The following is a 21681-nucleotide window of genomic DNA, read 5'->3' on the forward strand; positions in this document are numbered from 1 at the left end:
GAAACACCCCATTAATTATATGCGCTTTGTTACCATACCAATCACACTAAAAATAAGAAAAGCAACTGCATTCACTAATACGACACTAGCCCCAGCAGGCGTTGAATATAAGAATGAAACGGTCATCCCTATAAAGAAACAAGCGACCGAAATAATTCCTGATGAAATAATAACACTCTTAAAACTATTAAACACTCGCATAGAGGTTAAGGCTGGGAAAATAATTAAGCTTGAAATTAACATCGTTCCCATAATACGCATCCCAAGAACAATCGTGATTGCTGTTAAGAATGCGATTAACATATTATAAAGCTCCACCTTTACACCTGTGGCCTTTGCAAAATTCTCATCAAATGTGGTCGCAAAAATACGATCATAAAAAATAACGAACAAAATAAATACAAGAACTGATAACACAATACTAATTTTCACATCACTTTGTGTCATTGCTAAAACACTACCAAACATGTAGCTATTAATATCTGCATTTAATCCACTCGTTAGTGACGTCACCGTTACCCCAATCGCAATCGAAGTACTTGAAATTAATCCAATCGCAGCATCACCTTTAATCTTACTATTTTGTGAAATTCGCAATAAGAAAAATGCTGCAATCACAACAACTGGTACTGCAATTTTTAACGGTGCTAAGTTCATGGCCATTGCAATTGATAGTGCCCCGAATCCGACGTGAGATAATCCATCTCCAATCATCGAATAACGCTTCAATACTAAGCTTACGCCCAGTAAAGCTGCACATAGTGATACCGCACTTCCAACCACAATCGCACGCACCATAAAACTATACGAAAACATCTCTTGCCAAATACTAAACATGCTTTACCTCTCCCATATGATGGCACGAATTCGTAAAGCATAAATACTCCTCTGGCGTTCCATAAAATACAACTTCTTTATTCAATCTCAAGATCTTCGTTGCATGTTCTAAACCACTATTCATATCATGCGTTACCATAATAATACTCATACCATATTCTTTATTTAACTCTTCAATGATTTGATAAAGGTTAGCAGTCGTCACTGGATCTAAACCTGTGACCGGTTCATCTAACAATAAAATTTTCTCTGACGCACATAGTGCGCGTGCAATTAAAACACGTTGCTGCTGTCCACCCGATAAATCACGATAACATTTCTTTTTCAAATGTTCAATTTTCAATTTTTTAAGATTTTCAAGGGCACGTTTTTTTTCTTCGGCAGAATAAAACGGGCGCCACCCTCGTTTATTTAAGCATCCTGATAATACGACTTCATACACAGAAGCAGGAAAGTCTTTCTGCACCACCGTTTGTTGTGGCAGATAACCAATATCATGACTTTTTAAGTGAGATCCGTATTGAATATTACCTGACTTTGGCGTTACTAATCCAAGAATTGACTTCATTAATGTACTTTTCCCAGAACCATTATCCCCAATGATACATAAATAATCGCCATCTTCTAATTCAAAATTAACATCTTTTAATGCTACTTGATTATCGTATTGAACATTTAAATCTTTACAAGATAAAATCGCCATATTAATCCAATCCTACTTTTAAATTTTCCACATTCTGTTTCATTAATGATAAATAAGTGACACCATTATTAAAATCTTCTTTAGAAACATTGTGGCATGAATGTAATAATAACATTTTTGCTCCCGTTTCGTCACTAATCATTTGCGAAATTTTTGGGTCTACTAATTCTTCATAATAAATAACGGGAATCTTTTGTTCTTTAATCTCTTTAATCATTTGTGCAACTAAAGCAGCACTCGGTTCAGCTTCAAATGGCGCCGATACATAATGAATTCCATATTGATTCGTTAAATACTGCATCGCAAAGCGTCCACCATGATAAATCGTATCACGCTTCGCATTCGCCACCACATCTTCAAGCTCATGATCTAACTCTTCTAATTCAGCTAAATAAGCATTAGCATTGTCTTTATAGTAGTCTGCATTCTCTGGATCAACTTCACATAAGGCCTCCAAAATATTATTCACCATAATCATCGCGTTTTTTGGACTTGTCCAAATGTGTGGATCATAAGTATGATTATGCCCATCCCCTTCAGAATGATCATGTCCCGCTTCTACTTCTGCATCATGGTTATGATTTTCATCTTCATGGTCGTGATTATCTTCAACTGTACTATTTGGAGCTAATAATGGAACATTTTTTGAAACATCTAAAACATAAACTTCGTTACTATCAACACTCTCAATAATACTATGAGCCCATTGCTCCATTGATTCTCCCGTATAAATAAATAAATCTGCTTTATTAATCTTAATAATATCAGCTGGTGTCGGCTCATATGAGTGTGATTCCATTCCAGCTGGTAATAATAATGTGACATCGACCTTATCGCCACCGATTACACGTGCAAAATCATATTGTGGAAATAATGTTGTGACAATTTGTAATTTATCTGATACTGAACCCGTTTTTGAATCAGTATCACATCCAACCAACAAGACAACAAAACTCATTAAAGCAAAGACTAATCCTTTAAACTTTTTCATAAAAAAACTCCTCCTAAAAAAGTACTCTTACTTATGTTATGTCTATTGTAGCACAGTTTCATACAAATGATAATAGTTATCAGTTGAGTTGAATATATGTGCAAGTACTCATATAAGACGGTTATAAGGTAGGTTATCCCCCTGCCAGCTGAGGATGGCTAAGAGCTTTGCTACTTAGCTTAGGGTACCCATTCCCTACTAGTGGAGGAGACATTTATCGGAGATAAATGGTAGGGGACCCCCATTCATTTCCCCCTCTTGTCTGATACTTAGTGTTTGAAAAGAAAGGAAATAAAAAAGTACTTGTAAAAAACAAGTACTTTAAGTTTTCTTAATAAACGTATGACGGCATTTTGGACATGTAATTTCAATTTTTCCTTTTTTACGAGGAACGCGTAATTGTTGTCCACATTCTTTACATTTGAAATATTTATATTGACGCTTTGCTTTGAATGCACGATATTGGTTGATCCATTTAGATTGAATAGGATACCAGTATTTTAAGAATAAAATATTTTCTTGATGACGCTTTAGTTTATTTTTAGATAGTGCTCGATAGTAACAAAGAACAAGTGGAACTAAAGCGAGCCAAGCAAAGAATCCCCATCCAAATAACTTTCCAACCAAAAAGAGAAGAATTGAAACGATCAGTAAAGCCAATGATAAATGATCAACGCCTGTTCGATCTTCCATAAATTTTTTAAACCATTCCAATACGAACACCTCTTTTCTTTACTATTATTATACACTAATTACTAATGAGATAGAATGAAAAAAAATCCCTCTAGAAGATAGAGGAATTTTTTTCATTATTTTAAACTTTCACCATTTGTAGCAATGACTTCTTTATACCAGTAGAATGATTTCTTTTTATAACGTTCTAACGTTCCTGTTCCATCATCATGACGATCGACATAAATGTATCCGTAACGTTTTTTAAGTTCAGCTGTTGAAGCACTAACTAAGTCAATACATCCCCAAGAGGTGTATCCCATGACTTCAACCCCATCTTCAATTGCTTCCCAAACTTGTACTAAGTGGTCATTTAAGTAATTAATACGATAGTCATCGATAACTGTTTTGTTTCCATCTTCATCTTCAACTAATTCATCAACAGCACCTAATCCATTTTCAACGATGAATAATGGTTTTTGATAACGATCCCAGAATTGATTTAAAACATAACGTAATCCTTGTGGATCGATTTGCCATCCCCATTCAGAAGCTTTTAATGTTGGATTTGGTACCCCACCCATAATATTTCCTTTACCGGCTACTTTCTGAGCTGGATTAGCCGTTTCACAAATACTCATGTAATAGCTAAATGAGATGAAATCTACCGTATGTTTTAAGATTTCCTCATCCCCCTCAGCAAATTGAATTTCAATATGGTTATCACGGAAATAACGTTTCATGTATCCTGGGTAGACTCCACGTACATGCACATCTGAGAAGAAATAATTCATATGTTCAGCTTTCATGACAGCAATGACATCATCTGGATTTGGTGTTAATGGATACGTTGGCATACTTAAGACCATACATCCAATTTTGAAATCAGGATTGATTTCATGCCCAATTTTAACCGCTAAGGCGCTTGCCACTAATTCATGGTGAACGGCTTGATATAAATCTTGTTTGGATAGTTTTTCTTTATCCGTATAAATTCCGCCACTTAAAAATGGTGCATGTAAAACGGAATTGATTTCATTAAACGTTAACCAATATTTAACTTTATCTTTATAACGTGTAAAAATCGTGCGCACATAATTCTCATAAAACTTAATTAAGTCACGACTCACCCATCCATCATATTTTTTAGATAAGTTTAATGGTGTTTCGTAGTGAGAAATCGTGACTAATGGTTCAATCCCGTATTTCGCTAATTCATCAAATACGTTGTCATAAAATTGTAATCCCGCTTCATTTGGTGCCTGATCATCTCCATTAGGAAAGATTCTTGACCATGCAATAGATAAACGGAAAACTTTAAATCCCATTTCAGCAAACAATTTAATATCTTCTTTATAACGATGATAAAAGTCGATCCCCACTAATTTCATATTATCTTCTGTTGGAACATCTGTGATTGGTCCCTTAATTCCTTTTGGTGCAACGTCTTGTGTTGAAAGTCCTTTTCCATCTTCATTATAGGCTCCCTCAAATTGATTAGCAGCCGTTGCCCCTCCCCATAAGAAGCCATCTGGAAAACGTTTGGTCATGTTTAACACTCCTTTAATTCTGTCATGACTTACTTATATCATACCAAAAATAGCAACTCAATCCTTGAGATGATTTCCGGTTGAATGTCTCAGAAAATATTAAAAAATCGTTGGTTTTCTTGAAACAGTGTTACAGTTTTTGAGGCTCTTTATAAAACTGATGATATTCATTAATTTCCTCATACATTTCATTTTGCTTCACACTATTTTCAAAGTTGCGTGAAAATAAAATAGCAAATAATAAATCAAATAAATATTGAACCGATGTTTGAAAGAGGATTGTTCCCATATCAGTAAAACGATGGACATTATAGAGGTATAAATGTTCCGTACTGATTTTGGCTAATGAAGAATGACGAGATTCTGTTAAGACAAGTAAGGGGATCTTTTTCTCACATAATATGGTTGCGATTCGATATAACATCGGGTTTTCTCCTGTACGAGAAATAATAATCGCAACATGTCCTTCTACTGAAGCAAAAGCTTGCATGAACTGTGCATTAGAACTATCATGAATAATCGCCTGTTTTCCTGCATATAAAAAATGAGAGCAAGCATTTTTAGCTAAATGCAAATTATTATCAAAGGCATAAAAATCAATACACGTTGCTTGATTTAAAAGCTCTGACACACGATTTAATTGGTCTAAATCAATTCCCTTTTTTGTCTGTTCAATCGCTGTGATTTCTAAGGCTGCCACTTTATTAACAATACGATGAAGTGAATCTTCACTTGTAATAGGATTCGTTCGATTAATTTGATCCATCCTCGGTGTTTGATTCACTTCTTGTAAATACTTAATTTTAAATTCAGAATATCCACTAAACCCAAGTTTTTGGCAAATACGCACGACGGTTGCGGGAGAGGTATAGGTTAATTCTGCTAGTTGCCGAGATGAGATTTTTTCGAGTTCTTCTGGATACGTTAAGATGTAATTAACAATGCCTTGTTCCGTTGAGGTTAATTTATTCATCTGTTTTAATTCGTTTAATTCATTAATGATTTTCATGATTTCACCCACTTTTCTTATGTCTTATTTTATCGTAAGAAAGTTCGTTCTGACAACGCTATCGGAGCGATATCTGTTTACGGGTTATGGGGATTTTGCTATAATATGTTTCATTATCTGGTATATTTTTTATTAAAAAGGAGAGAAATACGAGTGAAGAAGGCACTAAGGATTCTTTTAGGACGTATTGGTTTCTGTGGACTTTTAATCGCGCTTCAAGCTATTATTTTAATTGTGGTGATTTTAAGATTCCAACAATACTTTGTTTATTTTTATGCTTTATGTATTTTATTGAGTGTGCTTGTTGTCATGGCGATTGTGAATAGTCGATTGAATCCAGCTTATAAGATTGGTTGGATTATTGCCATTATGGCCTTTCCAATCTTCGGGGGATTATTTTATTTATTATTTGGTAGTGATCAAACGAGACAAAAGTTTTTAAATGAAATGCTACCCATTCATAAAAAAATGAAACGTCATTTAACTCAAGATCCTCAAATTATGACTGAGATTGAATCGATCGATAAACGAGCAGCCAATCAATCACATTATATTACGAATTATGCACTGTGTCCGATTTATCAACAGACAAGTAGTGAGTATTTGAATTTAGGAGAGCGCAAGTTTGAACGTTTAATTGAAGAATTAAAGAAAGCCAAGCATTATATTTTCTTGGAATATTTTATTATTGAAGAAGGTCAAATGTGGGATACCATTTTAGAGATTTTAAAAGAGAAAGCTGCTGAAGGTGTGGATGTTCGCGTCATCTACGATGACTTCGGTTGCTTATTCTTATTACCTACTGGATATGATAAAAAGTTAGAAGCGATGGGAATTAAATGTTGTGTGTTTAATCCATTTATTCCACTTTTAACGTTGCGTATGAATAATCGTGATCATCGTAAAATTTGTGTCATTGATGGACATACTGCGTTTACAGGTGGCATTAATTTAGCAGATGAATACATTAATGCGATTGATAAACATGGGCATTGGAAAGATACAGCTTTAATTATTAAAGGGGAAGCTGTTTGGAGCTTTACCGTTATGTTCTTAACGATGTGGGATTATTTACGTAAAACTAACGAAGATTACGAGGCTTACCGTCCGCATGTCCATCATTCTGAACCATTTGAGGGTGACGGATTCGTGCAACCTTATACGGATTGTCCCCTTGATAATGAGTCAGTTGGTGAAAATGTTTATTTAAACTTAATTAATAACGCAAAAGAGTATGTCTATATTAATACCCCTTATTTAATTTTAGATCATGAAATGATTACAGCACTTTCTCAGGCAGCTAAACGTGGCGTAGATGTTCGGATTTTAACGCCGCATCATGGTGATAAGTGGTATGTTCACGGTGTCACTCGTGCGAACTACTGGGCTTTAATTGACGATGGGGTTAAAATTTATGAATACACGCCTGGATTCGTTCATGCAAAAACATTTGTGGTCGATGATGAATATGCGGTTGTTGGGACAATTAACTTAGATTACCGTAGTTTATATCTACATTACGAATGTGCGGCATGGCTCTATAAAACGAAGAGTGTGTTAGACGTGCGTGACGACTATCTTGAAACATTAAAAGTTTCTCAGAAAATAACGTCTGCTGATTTTAATACGATTCCTTGGTATAGAAAAATCATGTTTGCCTTTTTACGTATCTTTGCACCATTAATGTAGGAAAAGAGGTTACCTTAAAATAATTAGAATCATTTAAAATAGTTACAATTAGAATAACAAAAGGGCTCTTGAGTTAACGAAAACTTTTTAGAAATGGGCGGAATTATCCATAATGGGTGTGCTTACACACCCATCATCCCATATAATTAGTTTTCTAAACATTTGAGCCCTTTTTAAATCCTCATTCTAGGGAATGATGAATAGAGGTTAGTTCTACAACTTCATCCCCATTGGTGATTCACATATCTTTTTGAATGATAAAGCACGGTAATTTATAAAAAATAGAAGCTACTGTTAAATCAAGATGACGTAACATCCAATAAATAAGCTAAACTATTCTCTCGTGACCTCATCCATCCAATAAACCTATATTAAATTCAAGTAAATAAGTTTATCTATATATAAACAGATAAATATTCTACATCTCAAGTAGCAAATAAAAAAATACTGATATGTTTTACCTATCAAGGCAGCCTATAGTCCAATTAAAAATTTTCTCTGAAGAAAATTTATCTGGACTTATATATCTCAATCATTCGTTTATTTTTAAACTTTCTATACTGCCTGGTTTTAGCTTTATTTTTCTAATTATGTGATTAAGATTTTGGTAAGGAGAGTTATTCATCAACGGGACTCTCTCACTTTGAAACAGTCCCTTTCTTTTAGATATCACCTGTTATTTCTCTATTAAATATTCTAATATTTTAGAATATTCTTCTTTTAGTTTTTCATATGAAATGCGGCGATTAGCTGGACTTGAGGAAGGTAGCCCAATGGCAGGGAGATTTGTTTTTGGATAACAGTACTTCATGTAAAGATCGGTCGCTTTTTTCCCCGTTGTAAAGATAGCTTTAATATTTGCTTGTTGTAATAGGGCGGTCAAATCGTTTGGAATTGGATTTTTGATGCTCGCATCATCTGCTCCTTGAATCTCACAGCTTTGTAAAACGTCCCAAAGCGCTAGCTGGTGTCGATGTAAGAAGGTAATTTTCTCTTCAATGGTTGTTAATGATTCTTCATTAAAAATATCGGCTAATACTTTCCAAAATCGATTTTGAGGATGACCGTAATAGAAACCTACTTCTCGTGATTTTGGTGAAGGCATGGTTCCTAAAATTAAAACCTTTGAATTTTTATCATAAATTGGACTAAGCGTGTGCTCAACGACTTGCATACATCTGACCTCATTTCTTCTGATGAATCGTTATGCTATTCATTATAGCATGTTTTCGAATGGTCAAAAATTCGTCTAGAAAGAAGGCAATGATAACAAACGGAGCGATAACAAACCAAGTGGAGAAGTTCACTTCATAGAAATGGCGAATGAATGGTTGAACGTATTGGATGCCGATATAGGTTAAGACAGTCCAGCAGATTGAAAATTGAAGGCAGATGAGTCCTTGGAAATTAAATTTGAGGTGATGATAATCCCAATAATCCTTATTAAAAACGTGGCGCGTTAAAAGCCCTGATAAATATTCGACTGTCGTTGGTACGATGGCACATGGAATTAATAAAAGTAATGCTGGTAACCGAAAAGTATCCTGTAAAAGAATTAAAATAGACATCGTAATAGCATACATCGGCTTAAATGGTCCATATAAGAATCCATCTTCTTGAAAATGCCCCGTTACAGCAAAACAATAAACTTCTTCAATGATCCAGCCAATCACACCATAAAGAAAAAAGTTAAACATAAAATACCATAGGTATGAAGTCATCGAGTCTCACTCCTTTTTTAATAGTTTGACTCGATCATTAGAAGTTATACTAAGGGAATGATGAACTGATTGGGTTTATCAAAGCAGGCGTATCTCTTCCCCCCGTTTAATGGCTATATAAGTCCAGATAAATTTTCTTCAGAGAAAATTTAAAAAATCCCTAGCAATGGTGGATTGTTTCGCAAGTGAAACTGCTAGGTGACCCATTCCCTAGTAATTGAGGATACATTTTCTTCGAAAATGCCAGGTGACCCCTGGACGATAGGCTGCCTTGATAGGTAAAACATATCAGTATTTCTTATTTGCTACTTGAGATGTAGAATACTTATCTGTTTATATATAGATTCTTCATTTCTAAATGGATGTGGTTTTTTTTCATTAGGAATGGGATGATTGTTGATCTTTAGTCGATTCATGCACCTGAGTATCCCCCTCCATTCAATAGACGGTCATTGCATCGATTAGCATAGGATGAGATGGCATCAAAAAAAGAGGAAGCGTTCAGTCATAACGCTTCCTCTTTTTCGTTATCATTGATGTCATTCAGTGTTGAGGCTAGCCTTCTATGTTGTGACTAACCCTTTTATTTCATTGGCTTCTTGTTTAGATTTAGCTTTAACCTTGATTTCTGTTTCAACGGGCATGTTTTCAAAGGCTGTTGAAATCATCAGCTTAATTCGATTGAGTTGGTTGACTTCACTAGCTCCTGGATCGTAATCAACGGCAACGATATTAGTGCCTGGATAAGCTCTCTTAAGCTCTTTAATGATTCCTTTTCCAGTGACGTGATTTGGTAAACAAGCAAAGGGTTGCATGCAAATAATATTTTTAACATTCATTTCGATGAGTTCAACCATTTCCCCGGTTAATAACCAACCTTCCCCTGTCCGATGTCCTAATGAGACAAATTGCTCAGCTCCTTTAGCTACATGATGAATCGTTTTAGGTGCTGTGAAGCGGGGGCTTTTTTCTAATGCCTCTTTCATTGGTTTACGATACCACTCAATCACTTGGATTAATGATTCTCCAATAATTTTTGACACTTTACTACCCAGCAGCAATTGCTGATCACTATGATAAGCACAGTATAATAAGAAATCAACCAGTCCTGGTACAACAACTTCCGCCCCTTCAGATTCAACAACACTCACTACATTATTATTCGCTGTTGGATGGAATTTAACAAGAATTTCACCAACCAGTCCAACCCGTGGTTTTCTCGTATTAAAAATCGGTAAGTCTTCAAAATCTTTCACAATTTTTTTCACATTGCTTCTAAATGTTCGATGACTTGCCTTTTTAAGAGCATGTTTACACGTTTGCTCCCATTTCTCATAAAGAGCATTGGCTGAGCCTTCCTCTACTTCATAAGGTCGTGTTCGATAGAGGACGGTCATCAATAAATCGCCATACATGAGAGCTTGCATCGCACGATTTAAAAGAGAATATGAAATCGTAAATCCTTCATTTTTTCAAAGCCTTGCGCACTTAATGAGATGACAGGAACTTGTTCTAAACCTGAATCTTGTAAGGCTTTTCTTAAAAAACCGATGTAATTTGTAGCACGACACCCTCCACCTGTCTGGGTAATGAGAAGTGCTGTTTTATTCACATCATAATGCCCTGATTTTAAGGCACTCATCATTTGTCCTACCACTAAAATGGCTGGATAGCACGCATCGTTATTTACATACTTCAACCCTTCATCAACAGCCCCATGATCGAGTGAAGGTAGCACCTCAATCTGATATCCCGAATAGCGGAACGCTTCTTGTAACATTCCAAAATGAATGGGTGACATCTGAGGGGCTAAAATCGTATAGGACTGTTTCATTTCTTTGGTGAATTCAACTGGACGATAAATATTATCAACAAGATGACGTTCAAAATGATTTTTCTCACGTTCTAACATCGTTGCTTTTAATGAGCGTAATCGAATACGCGCCGCTCCTAAATTACTTCCTTCATCAATCTTTAACGTCGTATAAATTTTGGACTGACGTGCTAAAATATCGTGAACTTGATCAGTGGTCACTGCATCGAGTCCACAACCAAATGAATTGAGTTGAACGAGTTCTAAGTCGTCTTGAAGAGCAACAAAGCTTGCGGCTTGATATAACCTTGTATGGTAGACCCATTGGTCAACGACACGAAGTGGTCGTTCGACCTCTCCTAAATGAGCAATCGAATCTTCGGTAAATACAACCATCCCTAAGGAGTTAATCATTTCAGGAATCCCGTGATTAATGTGAGGATCGATATGATAAGGGCGTCCTGCTAAAACAATTCCTTTTAAGTGATGCTCACGCATATATAAAAGTGTCTGTTCCCCATTTTCACGAATATCTTCTTTAAACCGCTCTAATTCTTTCCAAGCTTGATCAACGCTATCATAAAGCTCCGTCCATGAAATATCTAAGTCTTTAAAAATCTCGTAAAGACGTTTTGCTAATTTATCTTTTTGATCAAATGGTAAGAATGGATGATAATAAAGAATCTCTTTTTCTCTCAACTCATCCACATTATTTTTAATGACTTCTGGGTAGGAAATGACAATCGGACAGTTATAATGATTATTTGCCTTTGAATCTTCTTTTTTCGAATAAGTCAATGAAGGATAAAAAATAAAATCGACGTTCTTTTCAATAAGATTCATGATATGACCATGAACCAATTTTCCAGGATAACACACTGATTCTGACGGAATAGTTTCAATTCCTTTTTCGTAAATTGCCTTGGATGATGAATCTGAAAGAACAACACTAAAACCCAGACGGGTAAAGAACGTTGCCCAAAATGGATAGTTTTCATACATATTTAACACACGTGGAATACCGACCGTTCCGCGTGAAGCTTCTTCTAATTCTTTTGTTTTATAGTTAAATAATCGGTTATATTTATAGCGAACTAAGTTAGGTAAGGCATTGTCATCATTTGATTTTCCCGCTCCACGTTCACAACGATTTCCTGAAATAAATCGTTCCCCACTTGAAAATTTATTAATGGTAAGCAGGCAGTTATTACTACAAAGCCCACAGCGAGTACTTCGCGTCTTAATGTCAAAGCTTTCTAGTGCTTTTTCATCCAGAAGGGTTGAAGCCTCTCCTGCTACATACCGTTCTTTCGCAATTAAAGCCGCTCCAAAAGCCCCCATAATTCCTGAAATATCGGGACGGATGGCTTCGCGTCCTGATAATAATTCAAATGCTCGTAAAACCGCATCGTTATAAAAGGTTCCCCCTTGAACGACAATTTTATCGCCTAACTCCTCCGGATTACGAAGTTTAATCACTTTAAATAAAGCATTTTTAATGACTGAATAGGAAAGCCCTGCCGAGATATCTCCCACTTCAGCTCCTTCTTTTTGTGCTTGTTTCACACGAGAATTCATAAAGACGGTACAACGAGATCCTAAATCGACCGGACGTTTTGATTTAATGGCTGTCTTAGCAAATTCGGAAATGTTAAGGTTCATCGACGTCGCAAATGTATCTAGAAACGATCCACATCCAGAAGAGCAAGCTTCGTTTAAAAGGATACTTTCAATATTCCCCTCTTTAATTTTAAGACATTTCATGTCTTGTCCACCAATATCTAAAATCGTATCCACACCTGGACAAAAATAATCAGCTGCTTTATAATGAGCGACCGTTTCAATTTCACCAATATCCACTTTTAAAGCTACCTTAAGTAGGGCTTCTCCATAACCTGTCACACTTGAATTTACAATTTTAACCCCTTTAGGAAGTCGTTGATAAAGTTCTTTTAAAACAGCAATGCTAGATTGAAGTGGACTTCCTTGATTGCTTCCATAATGCGTAAATAATAATTCTCCCGCTTCATTAATCAGCGCTACTTTCGTGGTCGTTGATCCTGCATCGATTCCTAAAAAGCAATTTCCTTCATAAGTGTCTAACTCACAACGCCTAACCCGCGAATCTTGATGGCGACTCTTAAAAGACTCGTACGCTTCTTCTGTTTCAAATAAAGGCTGCAAACGAGCAGACTCTTCTGTTTCAGCTGATTTAACATGTTTCAAACGATGAATTAACTCGGAAAAAGTGATTGATTTTTCATCTATACTTGATAATGCAGCTCCTAATGCCACATAAAGTTGTGAATTTTTCGGAAAGATTACTTGTGATTCATCCAATTCAAGCGTCTCAATGAATCGCTGGCGTAATTCTGATAAGAAATATAACGGTCCCCCCAAAAAGGCAACATTTCCTTTGATTGGACGTCCACAAGCTAAGCCACTAATCGTTTGAATGACCACCGCTTGTAGCACTGAAACCGCAATATCCTCCTTAGCTACACCTTCATTTAAAAGAGGTTGCACGTCCGTTTTCGCAAAGACACCACATCGTGCTGCAATGGGATAGATGACTTGATAATGTTTAGCTAATTCATTCAATCCAAGTGCATCCACTTGTAATAAAGATGCCATTTGATCAATAAAAGCACCTGTTCCTCCCGCACAGGTTCCATTCATTCGTTGCTCAATTCCATCCTTAAAATAGGTGATTTTTGCATCTTCTCCCCCAAGTTCAATCGCAACATCAACTTCTGGATAATAAAGCTTCGTAACTTTTGTTGCAGCCACCACTTCTTGAATAAAAGGAACATCAATATGTTTAGCTAAAGCCATCCCACCTGAACCTGTGATCATGACCGTTATGTCATGAGATTTCATGATTTTTTCTGCCTGTTCTAATATTTGAGTGAGTGTTTTTAATATATCTGCAAAATGACGTTGGTAATCACTAAATAATACATTTTGGTTTTTATCTAAAACAATCACCTTAACTGTTGTTGAGCCAATATCAATTCCAACATGAAGTAGAGTTTTACTCATCCTGTTCGCAGTCTCTCTGCTTCTCCCCCTTCTTTATATATAAGTCCAGATAAGTTTTTTACATCGTAAAAACTTTTAGCTGGACTATAGTCTGCCTTGCACGGCATAACCATCTCATATTTCGGTTGCTGTATTAAATGTAGAAAACATTTCTGTTTGTATATAGAAACTAAACTGCATTTTATCATTTCCCATCGATCTTAATTTTTCTTCTTACCCTTCATTATATTTCTGACGATTCCCATTATAGAAGTATTATATGAGGGACCCTTAGTATAATAAGACTTGGCTTTCATTTTTTCTTCAAAATTTCATGATTTAATCAATATAAAGAGTTAATTAAAATTACCTTTTTACTCTATATAAAAACTTATGAATGAGGCGATCTCAAAATAATTAAAAAACAAAAAAAAAGCATGATTGTACATTATGTCCCAATCATGCTTTTTCATTTTTATTTTAGAGCATTTAAAACAGCTTCGTAATCTGGTTCTTGTGAAACTTCTTTACAATATTCCACATATGTTACTGTATTATTTTCATCAACAACAAACACAGCACGTGCTAATAAACCTAACTCTTTAATATACGTTCCAAATTTCGCTCCAAAATCATGATCTTTATAGTCCGATAAGGTTTGAACATTTTCTATCCCTGCTGCTCCACACCAACGTGCCTGAGCAAATGGTAAGTCCATTGAAATGGTATAAACCTTTACCCCTTCTAAATTTGCTGCTTCTTGATTAAAACGACGAACTTCTGTATCACAAACATCTGTATCAATCGAAGGAACACTAACATAAACTTTTTTCCCTGTGAATAAATCCGATGAAATAGATTTTAAATGATTATCGATAGCCGTGAAAGTTGGCGCAGGATTTCCAGCTTTAATCACCGTTCCTTCTAATGTCACAGGATTTCCTTTAAAAGTAACTTGCATAATAAATCTCCTTTATTTTTCGTTAATATTTAAAATAATGACCTTCTCTCGTGTCATGGATTCAATACTGCGACGAACCCCTTGAATTCCAAGCCCTGATTTTTTAATCCCGATGAATGGTAAATGATCAGGTCCACGCTCCGTACGACCATTAATTTGAATTGAACCCGTCTCAAGTTTTCGTGCAATCGTTAAAGCTTTATCAAGATTTTGTGTAAAGACACTAGCTTGTAATCCATATTCAGAAGCATTCGCAATTTCAATGGCTTCTTCTTGAGAGTCCGCTCGAATAATGGGTAAGACTGGACCGAAAGGTTCTTCCCATGCAATTCGCATCTCTTTTGTCACATGATCGAGTAATGTTGGATAGATTAAATTTTCTTCTCGTTTATTTCCTAGTACTAAGGTTGCTCCTTTTTCTAGTGCATCATCAATGAGCCCTTGTACAAAGTCGGCAGATTGTTCATCAATTAATGGAACAATCGTGGCGTTAACTTCAGGTGAGCCAACGGATAACTTTTCGACTTCTGATTGAATAAGCGATACTAATTCATCTGCTACCGAACGGTGAACTAACACACGTTTAATCGCTGTACAGCGCTGACCTGAATACGAGTAGGCTCCTGAAACAATTTGTTTGGCAGCAAGTTCTAAATTAGCATCCTCACAAATGATGGCCGGATCTTTTCCACCGAGCTCCATGACAAGCGGAATCATCTTCGCTTTTTGTGCGATACGTTCCCCTGTACTCGTTCCTCCTGTAAACGTTACTAAAGCAATATCATCATGTTCAATGAGATAATCTCCAATCACAGATCCTTTTCCTGTCACTAAATTTAAAACACCCGCAGGAAGATTTGTTTTCGCTAAAGCCTCAATCATTTTTGTTCCACTAATAGACCCTTGTGTTGCCGGTTTAAAAATAACTGTATTCCCTGTAATAAGCGCCGGTGCTAATTTGGCGGCAGCAAGATTCACAGGATAGTTAAAAGGCGAAATCGCAAGAACAACTCCAAGTGGAACACGCTCAATGACAGCAAGTTTGGAACGACTGCCACCAGGGAAATGTTCACCATTTAAACTTTCTCCACTTAAGTGAATCGCCTCTTCCACGGTATAATGAATTAAATCAGCTGTTCTTTCTACCTCTTTAATCGCATCTTGATAAGCTTTCCCAACTTCTTTCATGATGATGGTTGCCAATTCTTCTTTCATGTTCAATAACTCATCTGCCCACGCATGTAAATAATGGGCTCGATCATAAATACTCATTAAGCTCCAATCAGGTTGAGCTGCTTTAGCACTCTGAATACATTGATTTACTTCATCCTGCGTTAAGGCTTGTACTGAACCAATGGATGTTTTTAAGTAAGGGGATACAATAGCAATGGTTTCACCGGACTCACTGCTTTTCCACTGACCTTGACTGTAATATTGATAAACTGTCTGCACCGTTTTACTCACCTTCCTTATCTTTAGTAGATATCGACCGATATCTCTTCTTTAGTGTTTCTAAATTATCTATTATTATTTCCCTTCTTAATAGGTACTGTTTCCCAGCTTTTGTATAGATTAATAAGAGATAGACTATTATGAGTTTGGAGGAGGAGCAACATGATGAGTAAAAAACATCTCGGCCAGTTATTTTATGAGCTTTTTTGGATTTTTTTCATCGGATGTTTTTTAGGTGTTGTAATCGAAAGTATATGGTGTGTCTTAACTCGTGGTTATTATGAAAGTCGTAGCGGACTCATTTATGGACCCTTTAATCTCATCTATGGGTTTGGGGCTTTACTTATGACGATTGGCTTAAATCCTTTACAGCATAAAAAAGATAAGACTATTTTTTTCTTTGGGTTTATAATTGGCACCGTATTTGAATATATTTGTAGCTATTTTCAAGAGCTATGGTTCGGAACTGTATCCTGGGATTATAGTCATTTTCTATTTAATCTTAATGGGCGAGTCAATTTACTCTATTCTTGCTTTTGGGGACTATTATCTCTCGCTTGGATGAAATGGATGTATCCTTATCTCCTCATAGAAATTAGAAAAATTCCAAAGAAAATTGGTCATCTACTCGCTATATTTCTTCTTATATTTATTATTTTTGACAGTGCTATATCAGCCCTTGCCCTTGAACGGCAGGCCGAACGTCGTCATGATGTTCCAGCAACGACTCAACTCGACACCTTCCTTGATTATCATTACCCTGATGAACGTTTACTAAAAATTTATCCAAATATGATCATCACGAGTGAGTAAAATTTCACAAAAATGTCCATTATGAAGTAACACGATTTTAGGGGGTGTTAATAATGAAAAAAGCGTATCTTTACTTACTAATTGGCACAATCTTAATGTTTTTTTCACTGGGAATTATAGCTCTCGATCTTATTATTCATATAGCAGGATATGGGCTAATGATTTTAGGGATGCTTTTAATTCTTCAACAACGTGAATCTCCATCATTATTGATTGCCAGCCAGTTAACCATTGGACTTTTAATTTTCGAACTATTAAAAGTGGGAGTCGCACGTGCCATTATGTCAAATACACTATTATCTATTGGATTCATGACATTAATTCTCATAACGCAATTAGCAATTTTTTATCTTATCATTAAATCAGAAGGAGAGGCTTCTGAATCGCTTGAAGTCCAAACTTATCAACAAGCTGAGCTTTTATTGAGTATTGGACTTCTCGGCCTATATTTTATTTCTTATTTCAGCACGCTTGCCTTTTCCTTATTTGCAATTCTTGATTTGTGTTTCTATTTTTTTATTGTGTATGTTTTTTATAAGCTTATCAACGCATATCGTTATTAATAAAAATACAAATTAAAAAGCTCGTAAGACCAGTTATTTCTTACGAGCTTTTAATTCTTCCTTAACAAAAGAACAACGACGACAATCAAGATAAAACAACAAATCCAAATCGCATAAATTTCTAAACATTTAATTAGAAGAGCTCCAATTAAGGCCCCTAGACAAAATGAAAAAATAATAATGAAATAATTTAAACACTTTTTCTTTGCTTCTTCATCGTGCCGAATATAAAACAAAGTAAACTGTTCGGCTGCTGAACGTAAATTGCCTGTACAAACAGTTGTTGCATAAACAGCCCCTCTTAGTTTTCTAAAACTACTGATTTGCAGGGCACAAATAAATGAAATCGTCACATTAACAATCATGGCTGGAAAAGTAACAGGATAAAAGCCAATCAAAAATAATAAAACAATCTCAATGATTAATACATATTCATGCCAACGTTCATGTAATTTAACAAGCTCAGTCACTACAACACCACTAAAGAAAGCGATAATCGGAATAATGTAATATAAAGCCTTCATCCATTGACCTTCTGAAATCTGTAACATCAATAAAACCATATTTCCTGTTTGGGCATTGGCAAAAACTCCTCCACGGAGTAAATAAGTATTCACATCTAAAAATCCACCAACAAAAGCTAGTAATATTCCTACCCTTCTCGTCTCATGAATCTTTACCTTAGTCACACTTTGTAACAAAAAAATCCCCCCTCCTATTTAACCTATGATGATTACCTAATTTTTTACCCAAAAAGCGTTCATAATATTGCAATTAATTTACTTTAAGAATTTAAAAATCATCAATTTTTTCTATTTTTCACAGGGAATGAATACATTATAATAGGACAGATTTAAGGGGGAGCAGTATGTCATCAACAATCGTGATTTATAGTTCAAAACATGGAACAACAGAACTCTATGCTAACTGGATTGCAAAGGAATTAAAAGCTGATTTGAAAGAAATTTCTGAGGTTAAATCTTATGAACTAATCTACTATGATACAGTTATTTTCGGAGCACCACTTTATATAGGTAAACTTCATCAATATAATCAAATGTTAAACACTATGATGCTATACCCACCAAAATTTTTTCTTATTTTTGCTGTTGGATTAAAAGACCCGAGTGAGGAATATATCCAAATCATAAAAAAACAAAATAACATTGAAGATGATGAAGTTTTTTATTTTCCAGGAAAACTTGATTATCAACATCTAACGTTGCTAGATAAGTTTTTAATGCGAGGATTGAAAGCTCAAATTAAAAAACATCAATCACTCACGGATGAAGAACAACGAATTTTAAATAGTTTCAATCACCTAGTTGATGAAACAAATCGTCAATTTATCCTACCATTGATTCATTATGTTCAAAAAAATGCATTACTGTAATTTCCATTATCTGTGTTATAATAATAGAAACCAATGGAGGGGATTAAATGAGAAGAGCCTATACGTATATTATTGTTGGTTTTTTCTTTATCTTTTTAAGTATTACAATCAATGAAATTGACTTACTTCATGATTCAATCGGTTACTTACTCATTGTACTTGGGGTTATAGAAGGAGAGAGACAGCGTCCCATTCAAGAATTTATCCAAGCCAAGTATTTAGGGATTGCGCTAGGAATTTATGCACTGATCCAACCTTTTCTATTTAGTAATCAATCTCTAAACAATTCTAGTGCATTAGTATGCTTAACACTCATTGCTTCTTTAGCTAGTATTTATATGTACTATTCATTATTAAAAGCTGAATATATCTGGCATCCATCAAAACAAACAAGACAATATGTTGACACTTATTTGGTTTTAGCCATTACTAGTTTTGCAGCTAATTGCCTAACGTATCTCATCCCAATCTTTGCTTTTATAGCCATCCTTATTGGAATCGCACAAAGTATTTATTTAATTTATGTCTTCCTCCGGCTACGTGCACAATATGAAGACTGAAAAAGCTCAGGAAAATCCATTCCTGAGCTTTTTCAGTTTTCATTGATAAGTCAATATTTTTATAAATCTAATAATTCTTCAACCATACCATTAGCAAAAAATCAAAACGTTATGCTTAATACTTAGCGTTTTCTCATTTAAACTATATACTTCTCAACGAGCGCATTAAATACTGCTTCTTCTTCAACAATATAACGTTCAAAATCAAGATTAGATTTCTCTACTGATTGAGCTAACTCATATAAGAATTCAGGAATTTTCGTTGAAACCATCTCACCATAACTATGACCTAGTTGAGTCTTGTCAGCACCAAATTTTCCACCCACACTAAATGTGAAGCACTCCGCTACAGCTCCATCAACTTTTTTCTTTTTACCCGTAAATCCAAGGGCACCAATTTGATGCACTCCACATGAATTTTGACATCCAGAAAGATAAACTCGCGGTAATACATCCTGATTATAATTCTTAAATTTAAAGTGTTGTAAAATTTGACGTAACGTTCCTTGACTATTACATAAACCAATTTGACAGGTCGGAGCCCCAATACAAGAAACACTTTGTTCAAGCTCTGTTTTTCCACTCATTGAATCCGTTATCTGTAATAACTGTTTAGCTTCTTCAGCACTTAAGTTTCTAAAATATATTCCTTCTTCCATCGCTAAGCGAACGTCTACCCCTTCTACTGATTCAACGAATTCAATTAATTTTACAAAATCATTAAGTTCCAGCTGACCTCCAACTGGATGTAAATAAACACTGTATAACCCCGATTGCTTTTGAACAAATATACGTTTATCTTCTAACGGTTGAGGTTGTGCTGTCTTATTAATTATTGTTTTTTGGAGGTTGATTAAATCTAAACCACCTTTAGCTTTAACCTCATCCACATGTTTTTGATAAGCTTCTAACGTGGCTTCTTCTCCTAATCGTTCAACAATATAACGAACACGTGCTTTATTACGATTTTCATAATCTCCTTCTGCCATAAACAGTTGAACCATTGCTTCCACATAGTATAATACTTCATTTGGTTTAATTAATGGTTCATATTTAATGGCAAGACGCGGATTTTGACCAAGCCCTCCCCCTAAATAAACTTGGAAATAGTCTTCACCGTTTTTTGTTACTGCTAAGAATCCTAGATCCTGTACGGTACAATGTGCTTCATCAGCATTACTACATGAAAAAGAAACTTTTAATTTTCGTGGTAACTTGTACTTATAAATATCTTTTAAGAAATAATCCCCTGTTGCTAAAGCATAAGGTGTCACATCAAATGCTTCATTAGGATCAACTCCTGATAAAGGTGAAATTGCAACATTTCGTGGAAAATTTCCACCTGCTCCACGTGTATACAAATCATGATCTAAAGCCTCTTTCATTAAATCACACACCTCATCGATTGATAATCCATGTAATTGAATAGCCTGACGTGTTGTTAAATGAATCCGTTCAAGACCATATTTTTTCGCTAAATCACGAACAAGCTTCATATTCTCTAATTTTAGGACACCTGATGGAATACGTAAACGAATCATTAATTCTTTTTTATCACGATGTGCATACACTCCAAATCCACCAGAAACATGTTTAAATTTCATCATATTAATTTCACCATTTAAAAACTGGTGCCCCACTTCGCGAAAACCTTCAATTTCTGAATATAAGACCTTTTTTAATTCTTGCATATCATTACTCCTTTCTATTCTTTACTTCTTCTGCCCTATATCATCTAAAGTATATCAAATACATCCAAAATATTCATGATTAAATTTATTTAAAATCTGATTCAAGCATTCATTTTATATTAATTAAAACTAACTAAGATTTGTTACTTAATTCCTGATTAGTTCTGAATGTGAGATGAATAAATGATACATCAAGTGAATGATTAAAGAATTAAAATTTATTCATCCATTAATTCAGAAAA

The 21681-nt window shown here is 35.1% G+C and carries 19 protein-coding genes; 5 read left to right on the top strand and 14 right to left on the bottom strand.

The annotated features are described in order from the left end of the window. Nucleotides 1-15 precede the first annotated feature (15 nt). The 6 genes from AT726_RS03665 to AT726_RS03690 form a co-directional block, all read right to left on the bottom strand. Complete coding sequence (locus AT726_RS03665; RefSeq protein ID WP_068759065.1) at nt 16-837, bottom strand: metal ABC transporter permease; 822 nt, start codon at nt 835-837, stop codon at nt 16-18. Further along, nucleotides 830-1540 carry a metal ABC transporter ATP-binding protein gene (locus AT726_RS03670; RefSeq protein ID WP_068759066.1) on the bottom strand — a complete coding sequence of 237 codons (711 nt, stop codon included), beginning with the start codon at nt 1538-1540 and terminating at the stop codon, nt 830-832. Before AT726_RS03670 ends, AT726_RS03665 begins: the two co-directional genes overlap by 8 nt. Nucleotide 1541: 1 nt before the next feature. After that, nucleotides 1542-2531: a metal ABC transporter solute-binding protein, Zn/Mn family gene (locus tag AT726_RS03675; protein ID WP_068759067.1), complete on the bottom strand. Its 990-nt coding sequence runs from the start codon at nt 2529-2531 to the stop codon at nt 1542-1544. A 321-nt stretch (nt 2532-2852) separates the two neighbouring features. Further along, a complete protein-coding gene (locus AT726_RS03680; protein ID WP_068759068.1) occupies nt 2853-3245 on the bottom strand; it encodes a hypothetical protein in 393 nt (130 codons plus the stop codon). A 95-nt stretch (nt 3246-3340) separates the two neighbouring features. Beyond that, nucleotides 3341-4753, bottom strand: a complete 1413-nt coding sequence (locus AT726_RS03685) for a glycoside hydrolase family 1 protein (RefSeq protein WP_068759069.1) — start codon at nt 4751-4753, stop codon at nt 3341-3343. 130 nt (nt 4754-4883) lie between these two features. Then, a complete protein-coding gene (locus tag AT726_RS03690; protein ID WP_068759070.1) occupies nt 4884-5762 on the bottom strand; it encodes a MurR/RpiR family transcriptional regulator in 879 nt (292 codons plus the stop codon). Nucleotides 5763-5915: 153 nt separating this feature from the next. Here AT726_RS03690 and cls point away from each other — a divergent pair, with 153 nt between their 5' ends. Beyond that, nucleotides 5916-7451: a cardiolipin synthase gene (cls, locus tag AT726_RS03695; protein ID WP_082704872.1), complete on the top strand. Its 1536-nt coding sequence runs from the start codon at nt 5916-5918 to the stop codon at nt 7449-7451. A 676-nt stretch (nt 7452-8127) separates the two neighbouring features. Here cls and AT726_RS03700 read toward each other — a convergent pair. The 6 genes from AT726_RS03700 to AT726_RS03725 all read right to left on the bottom strand — a co-directional run bounded on the left by AT726_RS03700 (nt 8128) and on the right by AT726_RS03725 (nt 16419). Then, nucleotides 8128-8625, bottom strand: coding sequence for a DNA-deoxyinosine glycosylase (locus tag AT726_RS03700; protein WP_068759072.1), 498 nt, complete (start codon nt 8623-8625; stop codon nt 8128-8130). A gap of 10 nt (nt 8626-8635) precedes the next feature. Next, nucleotides 8636-9172, bottom strand: a complete 537-nt coding sequence (locus AT726_RS03705) for a putative ABC transporter permease (RefSeq protein WP_068759073.1) — start codon at nt 9170-9172, stop codon at nt 8636-8638. A gap of 563 nt (nt 9173-9735) precedes the next feature. Next, on the bottom strand, nt 9736-10599 hold the full coding sequence (locus AT726_RS13495; RefSeq protein ID WP_335338316.1) for a hypothetical protein: 864 nt from the start codon (nt 10597-10599) through the stop codon (nt 9736-9738). An 8-nt stretch (nt 10600-10607) separates the two neighbouring features. After that, nucleotides 10608-14027, bottom strand: coding sequence for an acyl-CoA dehydratase activase-related protein (locus AT726_RS03710; protein WP_335338317.1), 3420 nt, complete (start codon nt 14025-14027; stop codon nt 10608-10610). Nucleotides 14028-14481: 454 nt separating this feature from the next. Beyond that, entirely contained in the window at nt 14482-14967 is a 486-nt protein-coding gene (gene tpx, locus AT726_RS03720; protein WP_068759075.1) for a thiol peroxidase, read from the bottom strand. A 12-nt stretch (nt 14968-14979) separates the two neighbouring features. Next, nucleotides 14980-16419: an NADP-dependent glyceraldehyde-3-phosphate dehydrogenase gene (locus AT726_RS03725; protein WP_068759076.1), complete on the bottom strand. Its 1440-nt coding sequence runs from the start codon at nt 16417-16419 to the stop codon at nt 14980-14982. A 165-nt stretch (nt 16420-16584) separates the two neighbouring features. On the opposite strand from AT726_RS03725, the gene AT726_RS03730 reads away from it, so the two are divergent. Then, on the top strand, nt 16585-17232 hold the full coding sequence (locus tag AT726_RS03730; RefSeq protein ID WP_237297200.1) for a putative ABC transporter permease: 648 nt from the start codon (nt 16585-16587) through the stop codon (nt 17230-17232). A gap of 53 nt (nt 17233-17285) precedes the next feature. Beyond that, on the top strand, nt 17286-17795 hold the full coding sequence (locus tag AT726_RS03735; RefSeq protein ID WP_055275098.1) for a hypothetical protein: 510 nt from the start codon (nt 17286-17288) through the stop codon (nt 17793-17795). 50 nt (nt 17796-17845) lie between these two features. On the opposite strand, the gene AT726_RS03740 is transcribed toward AT726_RS03735, so the two are convergent. Further along, nucleotides 17846-18496, bottom strand: coding sequence for a YoaK family protein (locus tag AT726_RS03740; protein WP_070100340.1), 651 nt, complete (start codon nt 18494-18496; stop codon nt 17846-17848). 167 nt (nt 18497-18663) lie between these two features. Here AT726_RS03740 and AT726_RS03745 point away from each other — a divergent pair, with 167 nt between their 5' ends. Next, nucleotides 18664-19188 carry a flavodoxin domain-containing protein gene (locus tag AT726_RS03745; RefSeq protein WP_068759078.1) on the top strand — a complete coding sequence of 175 codons (525 nt, stop codon included), beginning with the start codon at nt 18664-18666 and terminating at the stop codon, nt 19186-19188. 47 nt (nt 19189-19235) lie between these two features. After that, the gene (locus tag AT726_RS03750) at nt 19236-19748 is read left to right on the top strand and encodes a hypothetical protein (protein WP_055243556.1); all 513 of its coding nucleotides are present in this window, start codon (nt 19236-19238) and stop codon (nt 19746-19748) included. A 137-nt stretch (nt 19749-19885) separates the two neighbouring features. Here the strand turns inward: AT726_RS03750 and AT726_RS03755 are convergent, their stop codons facing one another. After that, complete coding sequence (locus AT726_RS03755) at nt 19886-21439, bottom strand: nitrite/sulfite reductase (protein WP_068759079.1); 1554 nt, start codon at nt 21437-21439, stop codon at nt 19886-19888. Nucleotides 21440-21681: the final 242 nt, after the last annotated feature.

Origin of the sequence: Turicibacter sp. H121 (assembly GCF_001543345.1) — a bacterium.
GTDB classification, from domain to species: Bacteria; Bacillota_I; Bacilli_A; order MOL361; family Turicibacteraceae; genus Turicibacter; species Turicibacter bilis.